Raw genomic sequence first — 19,236 nt, 5'->3', positions numbered from 1 at the left:
CGGATCAGTCGTGGCGAGGCCCGACCGCGAGGTCGCGGAGGTGGGCGGGGACATCGACGCTGCCCGCGGGACCGCCGTAGAGGGCGTCCGCGAGCCGGGGCAGGTCGCCGCAGGCGGCGGGCCCGAGGTCGCGCTGCTCGCGGGGGTCGGCGAGCACGTCGTAGCAGTGCCAGGCGGTGTCCCAGGCGCGGGATTCGAGCTTCATGTTGCCGCGCATCATCCCCCAGTTCTTGAACGCGCAGCCCCAGATCCCCGTGCAGTTCGTGAGCGCCAGCGCCGCCGGCCCCGGCGACGGCCGGAGCAGGCTGTGCCCGACCATCGCCGCCCGGTACCCCGCGAGCGCAGGCTCCTCCCAGAGGCCCATCAGGTCGAGCAGGGTCGGCGCCACGTCGGTGTGGAAGACCGGCTCGTCCCGGGCCGCGCGCAGCGCGCCCTCCTCCGCCGCCGTCAGGGTGCCCGGCGGAGCGTCGATCCATCCGGGCACCCGGATCTCCTCGTCGAGGATCGAGCCCGTGTGGCCGAGCTGGCCGTGCTCCCGGAACGCCTCGCCGTGATCCGACGTGAAGACGATGACCGTGCGCTCGCCGACCGGAGAGCCGCGGACGAAGCGGATGAGGTCCGCGATGGCCGCGTCCTGACGGTAGACCGCGTTCCTGTAGAAGTTGCGGTACGCCTCGTTGTCGTCCGGCGCCTTGCTCTCGAGGGCGGGCTGGAACGGCGCGTCCTCCGGGTCGACAAGGTAAGGGACGTGGGTGTTCCCGAAGTGAGCGACCGCGAGGAACGGCTCGCGCAGCGAGAGCACCTCGGACCGGACGTGCGCCGACAGCAGCCGGTCGTCGGCCCCGAGATCGATGTCGGCGAGCGGATCGAGCTCGGTCGCGCCGCACTGGTGCGAGACCGGCAGGTCCTGCACGTAGAGGCGCGAGTTGGCGAACATCATGTGGTGGCTCGTCCAGTAGGCGCTGTCGAAGCCGGCGGCGTGCGCGTAGTCGAAGACGAGCGGCGCCGTGTGGAGCGCCTCGCGGGTCGCGACCGGCTGGAGGCCGGACCAGAGCACCGCGAGCCCGATCGCCGTCGTCGAGGCGTTCGAGCGCATCTGCGTGAGCGGCAGCCGGTCGGGGACCGCCGCGTCGATGCGCGGCGTGCCGGGGCACGCGGCGGGCGCCTCGCCGGCGGCCACGGGCATGCGCGCCGAGCACGTCGCGTCGGCCCGCACGCTTTCGGTCAGGATGAAGAGGACGTTGCGCCGCGGGCCCGGCCGCGGGGTGACCGGCGGCAGCGAGGGCGGCGTGCGGAGCCCGGGGCGCACCTGCGCCGTGGTCTGGACGCCGGCGAGCTCCTTGAGCAGGCCGCCGATCGCGTGGAAGTAGATGACGTCGGGCGTGGAGGCCTGCACCGTGCGGTAGGAGCACGGCAGGACGAACGCGGCCACAACGACCGCGGGCGCGGCGAGGCGCGCGGCGCGGGCCCACGCCGTGCGGCCTGGCCGCACGATCCGCCGGCCCAGCCAGACGAGCGCGATCGCGAGCAGGAGCGGCGGGAGGACCGAGCGGAAGAAGTTCTCGCCGTCGGCCCGGAGCTGGCCGAAGAGGCTGGCCGAGAGCGAGGTCCCGAAGAGCGTCGCGTCGAGGTTGAGGTACGTCGCGTACTGGCGGTGGAAGTAGAGCTGGCCGCCGAGCGACAGCGTCGCGAGCGCCACGAAGAGCAGCGCCGCGAGCCACCGCGACGCGCCCCGCCGCGACGAGGCGGCGAAGAGCAGGAGCCCCCAGAGCGCGGCGCTCTCGACCATCGCGCCGAGGTAGCTCGCGATGTGCTTGCCGCCCAGATCGAGCAGGCGATCGCCGCGGAGGAGGACGTCCGCCGCCACGATGAGGAGCAGCGGGAGCGCGAGGAACAGGCGGCCGTAGCGGCGGCGGACGCGGGCGACGGCGCGCAGCCGAGCGCGCGCCGCGGCGCGATCGGCCCCCAGATCGCGGGCGAAGCCGCGGGACGAGCGGCTCGAGGCGTCGGCCTCGACCGGCGGAGGATCGTTGAGCGCCTTGGAGCTGAGCACGGAGGCGCGCGAGTTTACCGAGGACGTGGCGTATCGGGAACGTTTCTGAGGCGGCTCGGTGCCGTCGAGGTGACGGCGCCGGCCGGGATTGCCCGCCCGGGGAGGAGAAAACCCTTCGACCGCCGCGCGAGGCGTGCCATGGAGGCGTTCGCATGGCGGAGCAGCTCTTCCTGAACGGGATGCGCGGCGCGCAGCAGGCCCCCGGGGCCGCGGCGCCGCCGGCCGAACCCGCGTCGACCGAGGCCGCCGCGCAGCCCGAGGCGCGGCCGTCGCCGGGCGCGCTGGCGCCCGAGCCGCCGCTCGAGACGGCGGCCAGGCTCAGCGCCGAGCTGGAGGCGGCGCTCGTGCGCGAGCTCATGGCGGCCTACCAGAGCCTGAACTACACGCATTTCCGGCGGAAGCTGCGCTCTGCGTCCATCGAGCTGTCGGACGCCGCGAGCCGGCTCGGGCGATGGGTCTCGGAGGCGCGCGCGATCGAGATCTCGCGGCCGCTCGTCCTGACGCAGCCGTGGGGCGTCGTGATCGAGGTGCTGAAGCACGAGATGGCGCACCAGTACGTGCACGAGGTGCTGGGCGTCACGGACGAGGCGGCGCACGGGCCGGCGTTCCGCGAGGTGTGCACGCGCCTCGGCATCGACGGGACGGCGGCCGGGATGCCGGCCGCGGGGCGCTCGCCGGCGGATCCGGCCGGGGTCGCGCGCGGCGACGACGCGGGCGCGTCGGAGGCGAGCGTGGACGCCCGGATCCTCGATCGCATCGCGCGGCTGCTCGCGCTCGCCGACAGCCCGAACGCGAACGAGGCGCAGGCGGCGATGAGCGCCGCGCAGCGGCTGATGCTGAAGTACAACCTCGACGTCGCGAAGGCGCGCGCCGCGCGGCAGTACGGCTTCCGCCACCTCGGGGCGCCGAGCGGGCGCGTGGGCGAGACCGAGCGGATCGTCGGCGGCATCCTCGGGAAGCACTTCTTCGTCGAGGCGATCTGGGTGCCTGTCTACCTGCCGCTCGAGGGCAAGCGGGGCAGCGTCCTCGAGATCTGCGGGACGCCGGCGAACCTGGAGATGGCGGCCTACGTGCACGCGTTCCTGCACCACACGGCCGAGCAGCTGTGGAACGCGCACAAGCGGACCCACGGGGTGAAGGGCAACAAGGACCGGCGGACCTACCAGGCCGGGGTGATGCTCGGGTTCCTCGAGAAGCTGAACGCGGAGCGGAAGGTGTCCGTCGAGCAGGGGCTCGTCTGGGTGAGGGACGCCGATCTGGACGGCTACTATCGAACGCGCCACCCGCACGTGCAGCACCTGCGCCACGCGGGCAACCAGCGGACAGCGGCGCACGCGCACGGGCGCGAGGCGGGGCGAAAGATCGTCCTGCACCGGCCGATGCAGGAGGCGACCGGCAACCGGGGCATGCTGCTGCCGCCGGGCAAGAAGGGCTGAGCTCACGACGCCGGATCCGGGCCGCGCGAGGAGCTCGGACGGAAGCCATACGATGCGAGAGATGCGAGATGGCGCAGCGTCGGCGTCTCGGCCGCGGCGCGCGCTCGACGCGCTCGTTGACGGAGAAGGAGCGGTTCCGGCACGATGGCGCGGCGCGCGGGAAAGCCTAGGAGAAGAACGAGATGCCGCTCCTGTTCACCATTGAAGAGCGCTTCGATGCATCGCCCGAGGACGTCTTCCGGCTCGCGACCGACATCGACGCGTTCGGCGACTGGATGCCCAATTTCGTGCGGGTAGAGAGGCTCACGGGCGCCGTCGTGGGCAAGGGCGCGATGTGGCGTGAGACCCGCAAGATGTTCGGCAAGGAATCGACCGAGCTGTTCGAGGTCACGGCGGCGGAGCCAGGCAGGCGTCTGGACCTCTTCGTCGATGGGCAAAAGGGCACCACGGGGCGGGGGGCCTATCGCTTCCGGTATGTCTTCGAGCCCGAGGGCGCCGGCACGCTGCTCAAGATGGAGGGCGAGATCGCCGGGATGGGCTGGTTCATGGAGACGCTGGGGCGGCTGTTCATCGGCAGCTTCAAGAAGGCGGTGCACGGGGATCTCAAGGCCATGAAGACGCACCTGGAGCGGCGGCGGGCGAGCTAGCTAGCGCTGCGCGCCCGGCCCCCCGGAGAGGGCGCTGGTCCCGGCTGCCCGGCCCCCGGAGAGGGTGTCCGTGGGGCGGCGCGGGGGCCCCACCGAACTCGCCTGATCGACGAGCTCTCTCCGGCGCGCTGCGCACGCCGGAGAGAGCTCGTCGATCAGGCTCAGACAGCGGTCCGTCCCCCGCGCCGCCCCACGGACACCCTCTCCGGGGGCCTCATCGGTGTTCACGAAGGTCGTTCGATCGCGCTCGGGGCACCAAGGCCGACCAGCGCTCACCAGCGTAATCGTGGTTATCTTATGCTCAGCGTAATCGTGGTTATCTTATCCTCCCTCGACACGAGCCTGGGGGACATCCGCTGATGCAGTGAGGGGTGATTCGCCACGACGCCGGCGTACTTCCCGCGTTGCGCTCGGGCGGACGGCGGAACAGCATCCCGGCATGGCGATGCGACGGCGGAAGGATCCGGCGAGGTCGAAGTCTACTCTTATGCCCGAGAGACTGCCGTCCATCCTGCTGTCGCTGTTTGCGGCGTTCTTCGCCGCTATCGCGAGCTTCGTGATCTCGGCCGCCTACGCAGAGCACCGAGAGGCCGAGATCGACGCGGCGGCCAAGAGCTTGGCGGAGAACGCCACGTCGAGCATCATGCACCTGGCGGCCGCGCGCGCCGAGCTGAGGCATACCCAGGCGCTCCTGGGCGATCTCGTCAACAACGCCGCGCTGGGCCGCCCGTTCGATCGCCATGAGCTCGACGAGGCGCGTGACGCTCTCTCCCGGAGCCTCGACGCCTACCTCGACATGCCCGTCTATCCGGGCGAGCTCAGGCAGTGGCAGACCGTCGCTCAGGAGCTCGCCAAGCTTCATCTGGACGCCGACCGGGCCCTCTCGCTGGTGGCGAGCGGCCATCCGGACCAGGCCAACAAGCTCGTCGACGGCGCGCTGCGAGCGGACTTCAACTCGACGAGCGAGGCCGTGATGGCGAGCATCGATCTCAACGCGCGGCAGGCGCTTCGTCTGGCGACCGAGATCGCAGCCAGCCGCGTTCGCTCTCGCCGGATCGCGCTGGTGCTCAACACGGCGAGCGTGATGTTCGCGCTGCTGGCCTGCGCGGCGGCCGCCGTGCAGATCCGGCGCCATGTGAGGCTGCTCTGGCGGCAGGGCGTGCTCCTGGAGCGCCGAGCGGATGAGCTCGAGCAGTTCGCCGGCCGGGTCGCGCACGACGTGCTCAGCCCCCTCGGCTCGGTCGCGCTCGCGCTGGACCTCGCCCTGCGGCGGTGCGGCGAGGGAGATCCGGCACGAAATGCGCTCGAACGGGCCCGGCTGTCCATCCTGCGCGTCAAGCGCATGACCGACGGGCTGCTGGAGTTCGCTCGCGCGGGCGCCAGGCCGGAGCCAGGCGCGCGCGCCGAGGTGCACCCCGTCATCGACGATCTCATGGTCGAGCTCGCCCCTGTCGCGGTGGAGCTCGGCGCGGAGCTCCGCGTCGAGCCCTTCGCCCCGTGCGCGGTGGCCGCGAGCCCCGGCGTGCTGACAAGCATCCTCGCCAACCTGATCCGCAACGCGCTCAAGTACCTCGGCGACGCGGCGGTCTGTCGCGTCGTGATCCGGGTGCTCGACGCGAGAGAGGCTGTGCGGATCGAGGTGGAGGACACGGGGCCCGGCGTCGCGCCGGCCCTCGAGCACCTGGTGTTCGAGCCTCACGTCCGAGCGCAAGGCGCTCGAGTGCCGGGTCTGGGCCTGGGGCTCGCCACCGTCAAACGCTTGACCGAGGCGCACGGCGGCCGCGTGGGGCTCCGCACGGTCGTGGGCAAGGGGAGCCTCTTTTGGTTCGAGCTGCCCAGAGCGAGCGCCGAGCCAGCGCACGCGTTCAACATCGGATCGAGCACCAACGCATGACCTCCGGGAGGCTGCGCCCCGGTCGCGCCGCGAGCGACATGGGGATGCGTTTGCGAAAGACAGGCGCCGAGATCGAGCTCGACACGCCGGTGCCGAACGTGACGCAGTAGCCGCCCCATCCAGACGGGGCCGGCGGCGCCTCCCCTCGCACGATGCCGCCGCCGAGGAGACCCACGGCGCCTCGAACTTGCACAAGGCTGTCGCCCCGGGCGACCCACGGCGCCTCGAGCTTGTACAAGGTTGCCCCCTCGGACGACCCACGGCGCCTCGAACTTGTACAAGGTTGCCCCCTCGGACGATCCCGGTTTCCTTCAGTACACAATGATCCGTCTTTGTTGACCCGGTGCGCGGCGCCAGGCACCATCGGCGCGCAGCGCCCGGTCGGCCGGCCTGCATGGCCGGAGGCTCGGCTCCGGCTCGCTCCCCTTCCCTAACAAGCTGTTGAGGTGCTTTGATGCCCGTTCGTACGATGCTCTTGCTCTGCTTCGCGCCCTTCGTGATTGGCGCTCTCCAAGGTTGCGGCGGTGATGACGGCGGCGGCGGCGAGACCTCCGGGGGATCGGCGCTCGGTGACTGTCCGCCGGACTCGGCCGCGCAGGCGGATACGGGCTACCAGGCGCTCCAGACGCAGTGCGCGCCCTGTCATCTGTCGACCTCGGAGGGCGCGTCGCGCATCGGCGCTCCGGAGGATGTCAACGTCGACGACCCCGCCAGCGTCACCGCCGAGGCGGAGGAGATCCTCGCGGAGATCCAGATCGGCGGGGCGAACGGCGGGGACGGGATGCCCATCGGCTCGAAGCTCTCCGACGACACGATCGAGGCCATCCGGGTCTTCCTCGCCTGCGACGCGGCACAGTAACGCCGCCGCGTCTCTGCCCCGCACGCTTCCCACCACGTCCGAACGCCGGCGCGCCAGCTCACGAGAGGGCGCGCCGGCGGCTCGCAGGCGCGCCAGCTCACGAGAGGGCGCGCCGGCGGCTCGCAGGCGCGCCGCTCGCCTCGATCGCTGTGCGATCGCGCGATCCGGAGTATGGTGCAGGCATGTTCAGGCTGGATGCCCGCTCCGGGGCCGCCGCGCTCGCGCTGGCCGCCACGCTCGCGCTGACCGCGTCGCTCGGCGCCTCGTGCGCCGGCGCGCCCCCCGCGCAGCGCGGGGCGGCGGCCTGCCCGCCGCTCTGCCCGCAGCCGGCGCCCCCGCCGAGCGCAGCGCCGGCCGGGCCCGTCGTCCCGGGCACGCCGGGCGAGGCGCCGGCGTTCGACCCCGAGCGCCTCACCCTCGTGCTGGACGACCCGCGGCTCGCGCAGGTGCAGAAGCTCGTCGAGCAGGAGGCGTACGCAGGCGCGGCCGCGGCGATGGCCCAGGCGCTCTCGGCGCCCCTGTCGCCCGCGGACGCGGCGGCCTTCCGCTACCAGCTCGGGCGGCTGCGCGCCCTCGCGGGCGATCCCGTGGGCGCGGCGAAGGAGTACGACGCCGCCGCGGCGGCGGGCGGGCCGCTCGCGGATCACGCGAGGTTCGCGGCGGCCGATCTCCTCGCCAGGGCGGGGCAGCCCGACGCGGCGCTCGAGCGCGCGCGCGCCGTCACGTCGGACGTAGCGATCGCCGACGAGCTCGATCGCATCGTCGCCGGCGCGCTCGCTGACAAGGGCGACATCGAGGGCGCGGCCGCGCGCTGGCGCGCGTACCTCGCCCGCAGCTGGCCGGCGTCGACGTGGGTGCCCGAGGCGCTCCGCTTCGCCCGCGCGCTGCTCCGCCACCCGAGCGAAGACCACGCCGAGGAGGCGATCCGCGTCACCCGGCGCGTCATCGACGAGGCGCCGGGCGGCGCCGGCGCCGGGGAGGCGAAGGAGATCCAGGACCAGGCCCTGTCGACGCTGCCGTTCGCGCGGCGCAAGCCGTTCCTCGACCTGGGCCCCGCCGATCTGCTCGCCCGCGCGCGTGCCCTGCTCGCCTCGCGCCAGGACAAGGAAGCGCTCGCCGTCACCGACGCGCTGATCGCCCTCCCCGAGGCGCAGGCGCCCTCGGCCTTCGCCTGCGACGCGTTCGCCGCGCGCGGCGAGGCGCTCGGGCGCCTCCGGCGGCGGGCCGAGGCCGCCGACCTCTTCGGCACGGCCATCGAGCGCTGCGGGCCGGCCGCGCCCATCGCCGCAGGCGCGAGCGCGCCCGCCGCCGCAAGCGCGGCCCCCGCCGCCGCAAGCGCGGCCCCCGCCGCAGGCGGGGCACCCGCCCCACGGCGGCCCGAGACTCTCTACAACGCCGGGCGCGCGTCGCTCCGCGTCGATCGGCACGCCGAGGCGGCCGCGCGCTTCGCGCTGCTCGAGAAGGAATACCCGGATCACCGGCTCGCGGACGACGCGCGCTACCTCGGCGCGCGCGCGCTGCTCGGGCTCGGGGACCAGGCGCAGTTCGTGCAGCTGCTCACCGCCATGCCCGACGATTACCCGTCGGGCGACATGGTCGCCGACGGCCTGTTCGAGCTCGCGCTCTTCGAGATGGAGCGCGGCGACTGGGCGGGCGCGGTCAGGCCGCTCGAGCGCGCGCTCGAGCGGTTCCCGCACGAACGCGCGTACCACGCCGCCGGCAGGCTCCCCTATTACCTCGGGCGCGCCCACATCGAGACGGGCTCGCCGGACAAGGGGAAGGCGCTGCTCGAGCAGGTGATCCGCGATTACCCGCTCTCTTTCTACATGGCGCTCTCGCACGCGCGGCTCGCCGACGTGGACCCCGCCGCCGCCCAGCGCGCCCTGTCCGCGGCCCTGGAGCGCGACGCGAGCGCGCCGTACACCGAGCTCAGGAGCCCGCTCTTCGCGCAGCCCGCGTTCACGCGCGCGGTCGAGCTCGCGCGCCAGGGGGAGGCGAAGCTCGCGCGGCGCGAGCTCGACCTGCTCGGCGTCGGGGGCAAGACGGCGCCGCGCGAGGTGATGTGGGCCTCGGCGTTCCTGCTCGCGCGCTCGGGCGCGCTGCCGCAGTCGTACAGCATCCTGCGCACCGCCATGGCGGCGCCCGCGGCCGTCGAGCTCGCGGGCGAGTGGGTCGACCACTACCCCGTCGGGCGCTGGCGCGGCGCGTGGGAGCTCGCCTACCCGCGCCCCTTCTCCGGCCTCGTCGCCGCGGAGACCAAGCGGAGCGGGATCCCCGAGGCCCTCGCCTACGCGATCATGCGCGAGGAGTCGGCCTTCGACCCGAGGGTGGCCTCGCCGGCCCAGGCGTTCGGGCTGATGCAGCTCATCGTGCCGACAGCGAAGCTCGTGGCCAAGCCGCTCGGGCTGCCGTGGAGCGCCGACGCGCTGAAGCGCCCCGAGGTGAACATCGCGCTCGGCTGCCGCTACCTCTCGCAGCTGCGCGGCCAGTTCTCGGACAACCCCCTGCTGGCGATCCCCGCCTACAACGCGGGCGGCGGCGCGCCGAAGCGATGGATCGCGGAGCGCCCCTCGCAGAGCTTCGACCTGTGGGTCGAGCGCATCCCGTACGAGGAGACGCGGCTCTACACGAAGCGCGTGATGACGAGCCTCGCCGTCTACGAGCTCCTCTACGCCGGCGCTCAGCCGGGCGAGGCCCTGCGGACGCCGCTCCCCGCGAGCCCGGCCGCGCGCTCGGCCGTGGCGAACGCCGCGCCCTGACCCGCGCCGGCGGAACCGGAAGCCAAACGCCGAAGCGCCGGCGGAAGCCGCATACCGCCGAGGTTTCGGCGAGCGGGCCGCGCTCAAGCTTTGGTAGAGTCCGCGTGTGATCGACCCATCGAGCCCTTCCCATCAGCTCGTGGGCGCCGTGCTCAGCGGGCGCTTCCGGATCCTGCGTCTCCTCGGCGAGGGCGGCATGGGCGCGGTCTACGAGGCCGAGGGCCTTCGCGGCGAGGGCAAGCGGGCGATCAAGGTGCTTCACCCCGAGTTCACGCAGGAGGAGCAGGTCCTCCACCGCTTCTTCGCCGAGGCGGAGGCGACGAGGGGGTTCGTCCACCAGAACATCGCCTCGGTCTTCGAGGCGACCCGCGCCGAGGACGGCACGCCGTACCTCGTCATGGAGCTCCTGCAAGGCGTCCCGCTCGCCGCGTACATCGACACGGGCAACCCGATCCCCCCGCAGCAGGCCGTGCCGATCATCCACGAGGTGCTCCAGGCGCTCATGGCGGCGCACAGCCACAAGGTGATCCACCGCGATCTGAAGCCGGAGAACCTGTTCCTCATCCGCGATCCGCGCGGGGGCTTCCGCGTGAAGGTGCTCGACTTCGGCATCGCGAAGGTGATGGACGCGGCCGGCGGCATGGGCCTGAAGACCCGCGCCGGCACGCTCCTCGGGACGCCCGGCTACATGAGCCCCGAGCAGATCAAGAACGCGCAGGGCGTCGACGCGCGCGCCGATCTCTGGAGCGTCGGCGTGATCTTCTACGAGATGCTCACGGCGACGCAGCCGTTCCCCGCCGAGAACGAGTTCGCGCGGCTCACCGCCGTGCTCGCCAAGGAGGTGCGCCCGATCGAGCAGGTCGCGCCCCACCTCGCGGCCTGGGGCCTCTTCTTCCAGCGCGCCCTCTGCAAGGACGTGGCCGGGCGCTTCCAGACGGCCGAGGAGATGGCGCAGACGCTGGGCGCCATCGCGCACCGCACGGGCATCACGACGCCCAGCGCGCGGCCCGAGGCGCCGGCGTCGCCCGCGCTGACGCACCAGCTGCCCTCGCTGCCGCCGCCGCAGCCGCTTCAGAGCCCGACGCAGCCGCCGCAGAACATGGCGCCCCCGCCGCAGAACGTCACGCAGCCGGTGCAGAGCGTGCCGCCGATCGCGTCCAGGATCCCGACGGTGCCCCCGCCGCGCATGACGGCGCCGCCCATCCAGGCGTCCCCGTCGCTGGCGCCCACGGCGACCTTCTCGGCCAGGCCAACCCACATCAGCGCGCAGCAGCCCGCCGGCGTGCCGACGCTCACGGGCGGCGGCCACTACGACGTGCGGGTCGTGGACGTCCCCCTGGTCGCCGAGGGCGGGGGCTCGGAGGGCGCTGCCTGGTGGCTCGTGGGGCTCATCGGGCTCGTGTGCCTCGGCGTCGGCTTCGCGCTGGGCGTGCTGGTGAGCCGGTGAGCGCATGAACGGAAGCGCCCGCGTCCGCGCCCTGCTCGCCGTCACCTGCGCCGCCGGCGCCCTGGGCGCGCCGCGGCCCACGCTCGGCGACCCGCCCGCAGAGCCCCCCGTGCCGGTCGTCGATCTGCACGTCGACGTGCCGTGGCAGGTCCACTTCAAGGGGCGCGACAGGCGCCTCGGCGAAGGCCACGCCCGCAGGGAGACGCTCGTCGCGGGCCACTACCTCGGCATCGTGCTGCCGATCTACCTGCCCGACCAGGCGCGCCCCGAGGGCCCGCAGATCGAGGACGCCAGCGCGGTCCTCGCGACGATCGAGGCGATCATCGCCGCGAACCCGGTGCTCCTCCCGCTCGGCGCGGCGCGGGCCGAGCCGGGGAAGATCAGCACCTTCCTCTCGATCGAGGGGGCCGGCGCGTTCGCGGCGGACATCGCGCAGATCGACCGCTTCATCGCGCGCGGCGTGCGGCTCATCAGCCCGAACCACGCGAAGAACACGCGGCTCTCGTCGTCCGCGACCGGCGAGCCGGCGGCGTACGGGCTGACCGAGCTCGGCAAGCGGTTCTGCGAGCGCGTCTACGGCCAGGGCGCCCTGATCGACGTCTCGCACATCTCGGACGCCGCGTTCGCGGATCTCGTCCCGATCGCCGCGGCGCACGGCGCGCCGATCGTCGCGACGCACTCGAACGCGCGCGCGGTGGCGAACCGGCCGCGCAACCTGAGCGACGAGCAGCTGCGGCTCATCGCGCGGAGCGGCGGGGTCGCGGGGCTCAACTTCCACGCCCCCTTCGTGAACGGCACGAGCGAGGCGGACGTCGACGACGTGGTCGCGCAGGTCGATCACATGGTCCGCGTGGCCGGCGTCGATCACGTCGCGATCGGCTCCGATTTCGACGGCGGCATCGTCCCGCCGAGGGGGCTCGACGACGCGTCGGCGCTCCCGGCGCTCGCCGCGCGGCTCAGGCAGCGCGGCATGTCGCGCGAGGACGTCGTGAAGATCTTCTCGCAGAACGCGCTGCGCATCCTCGGCTGGCGGCCGGCGATGGATGCGAACAGCGCGAGCGCGGCCGGCGGCGCGCGCCCGTAGCCGGAGGCCGCCGCGCGCCGCCCGCGCGCTCGTGGTAAACGCCACGCATGCGCAGGGAAGTCGCTCGGTCGGCGCGAGGGCTTCTCGCCCTCGCGCTCTTCGCGTCGATCGCCGGCCCGAGCTGCGCCGAGCTCCCGCGCGTCGAGGGCGCCTACCCCGAGCTGCTCGGTCCGGGCGACGTCCGCTGGGCCCAGCTCGCCGCGGGCCTCCCGCGCGTCGAGGGCGCCGGCGAGGCCTCCTGCCCCGAGCTGCGCGACCCGGGCGACGTCCTCGGGGCCCAGCTCACCGCGGACGCCCGGACGAACGCGAAGGTGAGGACGTTCGTGCAGGCCGCCAAGGACATGGCGGTCGTGTCGGTCGTCATCGAGGCGCAGGTGGCCGACGCGTGCCGCCGGATGGGCGCGGATCTCGGGATACCCCCCGCGCAGATGGCGCCTCGCGACGAGGTGGGGGGCCAGGCCAGCGGCGCCTGCGGCCCGGTCTCGGCGGCGATCGACGCCATCTTCCTCCAGGACGCCCTGGTGGGGGTCGCGCTGACGCAGCCGGACTGCGAGCCGAGCGGCGCGCGGTGCAGCGGCTCGTGCAACGTGGACCTGACTCAAGAGGATATCGTGGTGTACTGCGAGCCCACGCGGCTCTCCGGCACCTGCCGGGGCCGCTGCTACGGGCCGTGCGACGGGCGCTGCACCGGGCAGTGCTGGGGGGGGGAGTGCTCCGCCTACGACGCGCAGGGCCGCTGCGTGGGGCAGTGCGACGGCAAGTGCGACGGCGGCTGCGACGACACGTGCCACGAGCGCTGCGCGGGCACCTGGCAGGCGCCGCAGTGCTCCTGGATCGAGTGGCCCCCGAGCGGCGACGCCGAGTGCGAGGCGTGCTGCCGCGCGCACGCGGCCGTCCACGCGGCCTGCACGCCCACGCTGGTGCAGACGCGCGTGGTGCAGGGCGGCGAGATGGCCGCGCGGCTCGCGGCGACGCTGCAGGCCAACCTGCCGGCATTGCTGCACGCCCAGAAGGCGCTCGGCCACCGGCTCCTCGGCGACGCCCAGGCGGTGGCCCAGGTCGGCGCCGCGCTCCCGCGGCTCGTGGGCGACGCGGGAGCGCGCGCGCTCGCGTGCGTCGCCGAGGCGGCCGAGGCCTCGAAGAGCGCGTCGGTGCGCATCCAGGTGAGCGTGCGCGCGAGCTCGAGCGTCGCGGGGCAGGTCGGGTTCGGGTTACCGGACGAATGATCGCGGGGCTGCCGCGCTGGAGCGCCCGCGCGCGCTGCGCGGCGCGGCGCTTGCGAGCCCCGATCGACGCGCGCCGGCGACGCGCGCGCCCGCGCCGGCAACGACGTCCTGGTCGCAGCGCCCGGCGCCCGAAGCGGCGCCGAGCGCCTTCGCCTGCATGGATGGCATGGACGGCGCCGCGCCCCTCGGACTACCCTCGCGCTCCCGCCGGGAGGATCCCATGACCGATCTCGACGACCGCTGTCTCGACACGTTCCCCGAGTGGCTGCGCAGCCTCGCCTCGGACGCCACGGATCTGGCGGGCCTGCTCGCCTCGCCGGAAAGCCCGGAGGCCACGCGCCGATCGCTCGCGGGGGGCCTCAACTACCTCTTCAAGTCGCTCGACCTCATCCCGGACGGCATCGAGGATCTCGGCTTCCTCGACGACGCCTTCGTGCTGCGCGTCGCCGCGTCCTTCGCCGCGGCGGAGAGCCCGGAGCTGCGCGACCAGGCGCCGGCCCTCGCGCGGCTCGCCCGCGACGCCGAGCTCATCGCCGAGCTGCTCGGCGGCGACTACGCCCGGCTCAAGGGCTACGTGCGCTCGCTGGAGAAGGGCGCCGCGCGCGGCCGCACCGTCGACGACATCCTGGGCGACGAGCAGGTCCGCACCTCGTTCATGCACGAGATCACCGGCTGGGCGTCGAGCTACACGGCACCGAGCTTCAGCCGTGACGCGAAGAACCTGATCAAGCTGAAATCCTTCCTCTCCGCCAAGCTCCCGGCCTGAGCGCGCGCGTCGAGGCGCCGCCGCGGCGCGTCGCGGCGCGTCCACAGCTCGCCATGGTACACCCCCGATCATCCCCCGGAGGATCGCGTCCGATGTCAGCCGCTCCCCGCCTCACCGCGCTGCTCGCCGCACTGCTCGCCGCGGGCTGCGACGCCGACCGACCCGCCTCGACGGCGCACAGCCCGGCCGCCGCCGCCTCATCTCCGCCCTCGCGCTCGACAGGAGCCCCGGCCGCGCCGCCGCCCGACGCGGATCGCTCCTACGCCTACCCGGCCGCCGATCGCGTGGTCGCCATCGGCGACGTCCACGGCGACCTCGCGGCCACGCGCGCGGCCCTGCGGATCGCGGGCGCGATCGACGGCGCGGATCGCTGGATCGGCGGCAAGCTCGTGCTCGTGCAGACGGGCGACGAGCTCGACCGCGGCGACGGCGAGCAGGAGATCGTCGACCTCTTCGATCGCCTCGCCGTCGAGGCGCGCGCCGCCGGCGGCGCCGTGTACGCGCTGAACGGCAACCACGAGGTCATGAACGTCCAGCTCGATTTCCGCTACGTCACCGAGGGCGGCTTCAAGGACTTCGAGGACGTGCCCGGGCTCGACGCGTCGGGCCCCCGCCTCGCGCCGGTGCCGCCCCCCGCGCGAGCCCGCGCCGCCGCGTTCGCCCCCGGCGGTCTCTACGCCAGGAAGCTCGCGGCGCGCGACGTGATCATCGCGGTCGGCGACACCGTCTTCGCGCACGGCGGCGTGCTCCCGGCCCACACGCGCTACGGCATCGCGCGGATCAACCGCGAGGTGCGCGCGTGGATGGAGGGGAAGAGCCCCTCCGCGCCGGCCGTGATCGCGGCCGAGGACAGCCCGGTGTGGGCGCGCCTCTACTCGAGCGAGCCGCCGCCGAGCCCAGGGTCGCCCCCCTGCGCGGCGCTCGACCAGACCCTCGCGGCGATGTCCGCGAAGCGCATGGTCGTGGGCCACACGGTCCAGAAGCACGGCGCCACGTCGGCCTGCGGCGACAAGATCTGGCGGATCGACGTCGGCATGGCGTCGCATTACGGCGGAAAACCAGCAGCGCTGGAGATTGTCGGTGACACCGTGCGCGTCTTGACAGCCGACGCAACCAAGGCAACCGAGGCGGCCGACGCGTCCAGCGCAACCGGCGCAACCGGCGCAACCGGCGCAACCGGCGCAACCGGCGCAACTGACGCGACCAAAGCGACCAAACCGAAAAAATAGACGCAGTTGTGAGAAAACTTCAGCGCCGTCCGCAACGCGATCGCGTGTCGTCAACGACCACGTTCACGGCGACGGCCACGCCAACACGCGCCAGGGGGAGAAGCCCCCGGGCGCGGCCACCAGCGCATTGACGCGCGCCGCGAAGACCGGATAACGTGAATAGCAAACTGGGGTGCTTCGATCCCCAGGGGAAGGGAATCAGATGCCCGAGCGACCGCTCGCGCTGATCCACGAGGCGAATCTGAGCGACGGGGTGCCTACCCTGACGCTCGGCGAGCGGCGCCCCCCCCTTCCGGTCCCCCGTGCTGCGCCCGCGTTCCTGAGCCGGTGGCGGCGGGGCGAGCGCTGTACCGCGTGGCTCGACGCGGGGAGCGGCTGATGGACGACGACGAGCTGCTGCGCGCCCTGACGCGCATCGCACAGCGGGATCCGACGACCGATCCGCGCTGGCGCAGGCTCGCCGAAGAGACGCGCCCGGAGGACGCGCAAGACGCTCCGGGTGACGCCGCGAACACCGCGTCCCGCTCGAGCGCGGGGCGGGAAGAGCGCGAAGTCCGGCCGCCCCTCGACGACGAGACCCGCGCCCGGCTCGCCGACCAGCTCCTTGCGCAGCTCCGGGAGCCGCGCGGCGGTGCGCCCGCGCCGTCTCCGCTGGCGCGTCCAGCGGTCGATCGGAAGTCGGGGATCCGCTTCCGGTGCCCCGAGGAGTGGGACTGCGACGCGGAGGAGGCGAGCGACGTCGCCGATGCCGCGCCGCTGGGCGCGGACGCCGACTCGCTCAGCGGCACGAGCGCGCCGTCCACCACCGACGCGCCGGTCTGTCGCGCGATCGACGGCGAATCCGTGCCGCCCGGGACATCGGAGCCGCCGCGCGATGCGCGCTCGAGCGCAGCGCCCGGGCAGCCTGCCCAGCGCGCGCAGGACGGCGCGGACGCCCTCGCCAGGCCCCCCCGCAAGGGCCTGCCGCACCCCGAGCTGGTCGTCGAGCGGCGGAGCGCGCGGCGGACGACGCCGGCGGCGCGGGCCCGGGCGGCCGTGGGCGTGGTCGGCTGGGTCGTGTCGGCGGCGCTCGTGTCGCTGCTCGCGCTGCGGCCCGCGCCGTTCGCGCCGGGCGCCGCCCCGCTCCCCGACTACACGCTCGCGACGACGACCCTCGGCGACGGCCCGCAGCAGGGAGCTCGCGGGCCGGGCGCCCCGCGCCACGTCGGCAGGGGCCAAAGGCTCACGATCGCGCTCTCGCCCGGCACGCGCGTGCCGGCGCCGGTCGCGGTAAGGGCCTTTCTGGTGCAGGGCGGGATCGCGCGCCCGTGGTCCGTGGAGCTGGCGCTGGATGGCGCCGGCGGCGCGAGCATCTCGGGCACGCGCGAGGAGCTGTTCCGGGACGTCGCGGTGGGTCCCTGCGAGGTCGTCCTGGTGGTCGGGCACCCCGGCGCGCTGCCAGGCCCGGACGACCGGCTGCCCGACGAGGACGCCATCCACCTGGCGGGCGGCCGGCTCCTGCGGCAGCGATTGTTCCTTGACTGACCGCCGCCTGCGCGCATGAGGTAGCCCGTCCTTCCCCTGGCGAGGGAGCCGCCTCGCCCGCGGGCCTGCGGGGCGCGCTCGACCCGGCGCGCGCCCCGCCGTCCATGGCCGGGAAGGGCAGAGGGCATCACGCATGAACCGACGGATGTTCAAGAGCAAGATCCACCGCGCGACCGTGACCCACGCGGATCTGCACTACGAGGGCAGCGTCACGATCGACGCCGACCTCCTCGAGGCCGCCGACATCCTGCCGTACGAGGCGGTCGACATCTGGAACGTGACGCGCGGCTCCCGGCTGACCACGTATGCGCTCGCGGGGGCGCGCGGCTCGGGCGTCGTATGCATCAACGGCGCGGCGGCGCACCTCAATCAGCCCGGCGACCTCGTGATCATCGCGACGTTCGCGGACATGGACGACGCCGAGGCGCGGCGGCACACGCCGCGCGTCCTGCGCGTCGACGGGCGCAACCGGCCGCTCGCCGACCAGCCGCCCGAGACGCCGGGCCCGCTCGCGCCCAACTGAGCGCGCGGGCCAGCCGGGCGCCTCGCGCCTCGCCCGAGACGCGCCGCGCGCCCGGCGGACCGGCGGAGCGCGCGTGTCACCCGGCGTGCGGCAGCGCCCGCGCGAGCGGCGCGCGGGCCAGCCGGACGAAGCGGGCCGAGAGCCCCCCCGCGACGGCGATGAGCCCCGCGGTGAGCCCGAACCAGAGCCCGCGGACGCCGAGGTCGAGCCCGAAGGCGAGCCCGATCGACAGCGGCAGGCCGAAGGCCCAGTGGGCCCCGAGGTTGGCCCAGAAGGGGAACCGCACGTCGCCCGCCCCGCGCAGCGCGCCGGCGGCGACCGCCTGGACGCCGTCGAACAGCTGGAAGAGCGCGGCGATGCGGAGCAGCGGGACGCCGATGGCGAGGACGTCGGCGTCCGGGGTGAAGGCGCCGATGAGGGCGCGAGGGAACGCGGCGTACATCGAGGCGCTCACGCACATGAGGCCGGCGCCGAGCAGGAGGCCGAGCACGCCGGGGCGCAGCGGCGACCGGCCCGCGCCGACCGCGTGCCCCACGCGGACGGCGGTGGCGCCGCCGACGCCGATGGCGCCCATGAACGTGAAGGAGGCGAGCCCGATGGCGATCTGGTGCGCCGAGACCACGGTCGCGCCGAGCCGCCCGGCGAGCAGCGCCGTCATCCCGAACACGCCGACCTCGGCGAGGAGCTGCAGGCCTATCGGCACGCCGAGCCGGTAGACCACAGCCACCGGCACCGCGCCGTCCTCCTCGCGGGGCGCCCCGCGCCGGCGTCCCGCGGCGAAGAGCACGATCGACGACAGCACCGCGCTGGCGAGGCTCGCGGCGAGCCCCGCGCCGAGCGCGCCGAGCTGCGGCAGGCCGAGCGGCGGCAGGCCCACCCAGCGCAGCGCCTCGTCGCCGCGGACCATCAGGTTGCAGGCCACGACGTTGACCGCGTTCGCCGCGACGACGGCGACGAGCGCGGGCCGCGTCGCGCCGTGGGCCTGGAGGAAGTTTTTCCCGGCGAGGAACACGGGCCAGAGGAAGATCCACAGCGCGTGGCCGAGGATGTACCGGCGCACGCCGGGGACGAGCGCCGGATCGACGCCCATGGGCGCGAGCGCGAAGGTCGCCGCGAGCGCGGCCCCGAACGCGACGACGCTGACGAGCAGGCTCGCGCGCAGGGTCGCGCGCAGCGCCGCCCACGCCAGCCCCGGGCGACCGGCGCCGATCGCCTGCGACGCGAGCGGATCGACCGCGGCCGAGACGCCCATCCCGAGCGCGTTGCTCGTGTGGACGATCGTCCTCCCCATCGCGCAGGAGGCGAGCTCGTTCACCGAGACACGCCCCACGATCGCGACGTCGACGAGCGCCATCGCGACGAGGCCCGCCTGCGCCACCGCGATCGGCAGCGCGAGGCGCGCCAGGGCGCGCAGCTCGGACCGCGCGCTGTCCGCGGCGAGAGGGGCGGAAGCAAGGTTCAAGGGGTCACCGGCTCGACGAAGGGGCGCCACCATAGCGCGCCGGGGTGGGAGCGCTCGCCGGAGGTGGGACGACCACCAAAAGATCAACGATTACATAAGTTTATCAAGAAACAAGCGAGCCGGATCGAGAGGAGAAGAACGAGAAAAAACGCAAAGGCGCAAAGGCGCAAAGGCGCAAAGACGCAAGGGAGAGATAGAACCTCTCTCAGCTCCGGGCGTCGTCTTCGACGGACAGCACATTTCCGTGCCTCGGCCATCGCCGTGCGCCCAGGAGCGCTCAATCATTCTTCTCTCTTTTTTGCGTCTTTGCGTCTTTGCGCCTTTGCG

At 73.9% G+C, this 19,236-nt stretch carries 15 protein-coding genes; 13 read left to right on the top strand and 2 right to left on the bottom strand.

Features of this window, described 5'->3' with window-relative positions; translation table 11 throughout:
* Positions 1-4: 4 nt before the first annotated feature.
* A complete protein-coding gene (locus WME97_RS05000; RefSeq protein WP_437549811.1) occupies positions 5-2,053 on the bottom strand; it encodes a sulfatase-like hydrolase/transferase in 2,049 nt (682 codons plus the stop codon).
* A 152-nt stretch (positions 2,054-2,205) separates the two neighbouring features.
* Here WME97_RS05000 and WME97_RS04995 point away from each other — a divergent pair, with 152 nt between their 5' ends.
* The 13 genes from WME97_RS04995 to panD all read left to right on the top strand — a co-directional run bounded on the left by WME97_RS04995 (position 2,206) and on the right by panD (position 17,447).
* Positions 2,206-3,489: a SprT-like domain-containing protein gene (locus tag WME97_RS04995; RefSeq protein WP_437549810.1), complete on the top strand. Its 1,284-nt coding sequence runs from the start codon at positions 2,206-2,208 to the stop codon at positions 3,487-3,489.
* Between the two features lie 182 nt (positions 3,490-3,671).
* Entirely contained in the window at positions 3,672-4,136 is a 465-nt protein-coding gene (locus WME97_RS04990; protein WP_437549809.1) for an SRPBCC family protein, read from the top strand.
* 487 nt (positions 4,137-4,623) lie between these two features.
* On the top strand, positions 4,624-6,030 hold the full coding sequence (locus WME97_RS04985) for a sensor histidine kinase (RefSeq protein ID WP_437549808.1): 1,407 nt from the start codon (positions 4,624-4,626) through the stop codon (positions 6,028-6,030).
* Between the two features lie 454 nt (positions 6,031-6,484).
* Positions 6,485-6,889, top strand: coding sequence for a c-type cytochrome (locus tag WME97_RS04980; RefSeq protein ID WP_437549807.1), 405 nt, complete (start codon positions 6,485-6,487; stop codon positions 6,887-6,889).
* 182 nt (positions 6,890-7,071) lie between these two features.
* A complete protein-coding gene (locus WME97_RS04975) occupies positions 7,072-9,648 on the top strand; it encodes a transglycosylase SLT domain-containing protein (RefSeq protein WP_437549806.1) in 2,577 nt (858 codons plus the stop codon).
* 106 nt (positions 9,649-9,754) lie between these two features.
* Complete coding sequence (locus WME97_RS04970; RefSeq protein WP_437549805.1) at positions 9,755-11,095, top strand: protein kinase domain-containing protein; 1,341 nt, start codon at positions 9,755-9,757, stop codon at positions 11,093-11,095.
* 4 nt (positions 11,096-11,099) lie between these two features.
* Positions 11,100-12,179, top strand: a complete 1,080-nt coding sequence (locus WME97_RS04965; protein ID WP_437549804.1) for a dipeptidase — start codon at positions 11,100-11,102, stop codon at positions 12,177-12,179.
* Between the two features lie 47 nt (positions 12,180-12,226).
* On the top strand, positions 12,227-13,405 hold the full coding sequence (locus tag WME97_RS04960; protein ID WP_437549803.1) for a hypothetical protein: 1,179 nt from the start codon (positions 12,227-12,229) through the stop codon (positions 13,403-13,405).
* 220 nt (positions 13,406-13,625) lie between these two features.
* Positions 13,626-14,171 (top strand): DUF1232 domain-containing protein, encoded by a 546-nt coding sequence (locus WME97_RS04955; RefSeq protein ID WP_437549802.1) that lies wholly within the window; start codon positions 13,626-13,628, stop codon positions 14,169-14,171.
* 92 nt (positions 14,172-14,263) lie between these two features.
* A complete protein-coding gene (locus tag WME97_RS04950) occupies positions 14,264-15,400 on the top strand; it encodes a metallophosphoesterase (protein WP_437549801.1) in 1,137 nt (378 codons plus the stop codon).
* A gap of 202 nt (positions 15,401-15,602) precedes the next feature.
* Positions 15,603-15,779, top strand: a complete 177-nt coding sequence (locus WME97_RS04945; protein ID WP_437549800.1) for a hypothetical protein — start codon at positions 15,603-15,605, stop codon at positions 15,777-15,779.
* The gene (locus tag WME97_RS04940) at positions 15,779-16,924 is read left to right on the top strand and encodes a hypothetical protein (protein WP_437549799.1); all 1,146 of its coding nucleotides are present in this window, start codon (positions 15,779-15,781) and stop codon (positions 16,922-16,924) included. Before WME97_RS04945 ends, WME97_RS04940 begins: the two co-directional genes overlap by 1 nt.
* A gap of 133 nt (positions 16,925-17,057) precedes the next feature.
* On the top strand, positions 17,058-17,447 hold the full coding sequence (gene panD, locus WME97_RS04935; protein ID WP_437297999.1) for an aspartate 1-decarboxylase: 390 nt from the start codon (positions 17,058-17,060) through the stop codon (positions 17,445-17,447).
* A 76-nt stretch (positions 17,448-17,523) separates the two neighbouring features.
* Here the strand turns inward: panD and WME97_RS04930 are convergent, their stop codons facing one another.
* A complete protein-coding gene (locus WME97_RS04930; protein WP_437549798.1) occupies positions 17,524-18,909 on the bottom strand; it encodes an MATE family efflux transporter in 1,386 nt (461 codons plus the stop codon).
* Between the last annotated feature and the right edge of the window lie 327 nt (positions 18,910-19,236).

It is taken from the genome of Sorangium sp. So ce367, assembly GCF_051520455.1.
In the GTDB taxonomy this organism is placed as follows: Bacteria; Myxococcota_A; Polyangia; order Polyangiales; family Polyangiaceae; genus Sorangium; species Sorangium cellulosum_B.
This window is presented reverse-complemented; position numbering and strand designations above follow the sequence as displayed.

Bases quoted from the DNA above. Each gene is read 5' to 3' on its own strand.
- WME97_RS04995 (WP_437549810.1), top strand. From the start codon at position 2,206: ATGGCGGAGCAGCTCTTCCTGAACGGGATGCGCGGCGCGCAGCAGGCC.
- WME97_RS04990 (WP_437549809.1), top strand. From the start codon at position 3,672: ATGCCGCTCCTGTTCACCATTGAAGAGCGCTTCGATGCATCGCCCGAG.
- WME97_RS04985 (WP_437549808.1), top strand. From the start codon at position 4,624: ATGCCCGAGAGACTGCCGTCCATCCTGCTGTCGCTGTTTGCGGCGTTC.
- WME97_RS04980 (WP_437549807.1), top strand. From the start codon at position 6,485: ATGCCCGTTCGTACGATGCTCTTGCTCTGCTTCGCGCCCTTCGTGATT.
- WME97_RS04975 (WP_437549806.1), top strand. From the start codon at position 7,072: ATGTTCAGGCTGGATGCCCGCTCCGGGGCCGCCGCGCTCGCGCTGGCC.
- WME97_RS04965 (WP_437549804.1), top strand. From the start codon at position 11,100: ATGAACGGAAGCGCCCGCGTCCGCGCCCTGCTCGCCGTCACCTGCGCC.
- WME97_RS04960 (WP_437549803.1), top strand. From the start codon at position 12,227: ATGCGCAGGGAAGTCGCTCGGTCGGCGCGAGGGCTTCTCGCCCTCGCG.
- WME97_RS04955 (WP_437549802.1), top strand. From the start codon at position 13,626: ATGACCGATCTCGACGACCGCTGTCTCGACACGTTCCCCGAGTGGCTG.
- WME97_RS04950 (WP_437549801.1), top strand. From the start codon at position 14,264: ATGTCAGCCGCTCCCCGCCTCACCGCGCTGCTCGCCGCACTGCTCGCC.
- WME97_RS04945 (WP_437549800.1), top strand. From the start codon at position 15,603: ATGCCCGAGCGACCGCTCGCGCTGATCCACGAGGCGAATCTGAGCGAC.
- WME97_RS04940 (WP_437549799.1), top strand. From the start codon at position 15,779: ATGGACGACGACGAGCTGCTGCGCGCCCTGACGCGCATCGCACAGCGG.
- panD (WP_437297999.1), top strand. From the start codon at position 17,058: ATGAACCGACGGATGTTCAAGAGCAAGATCCACCGCGCGACCGTGACC.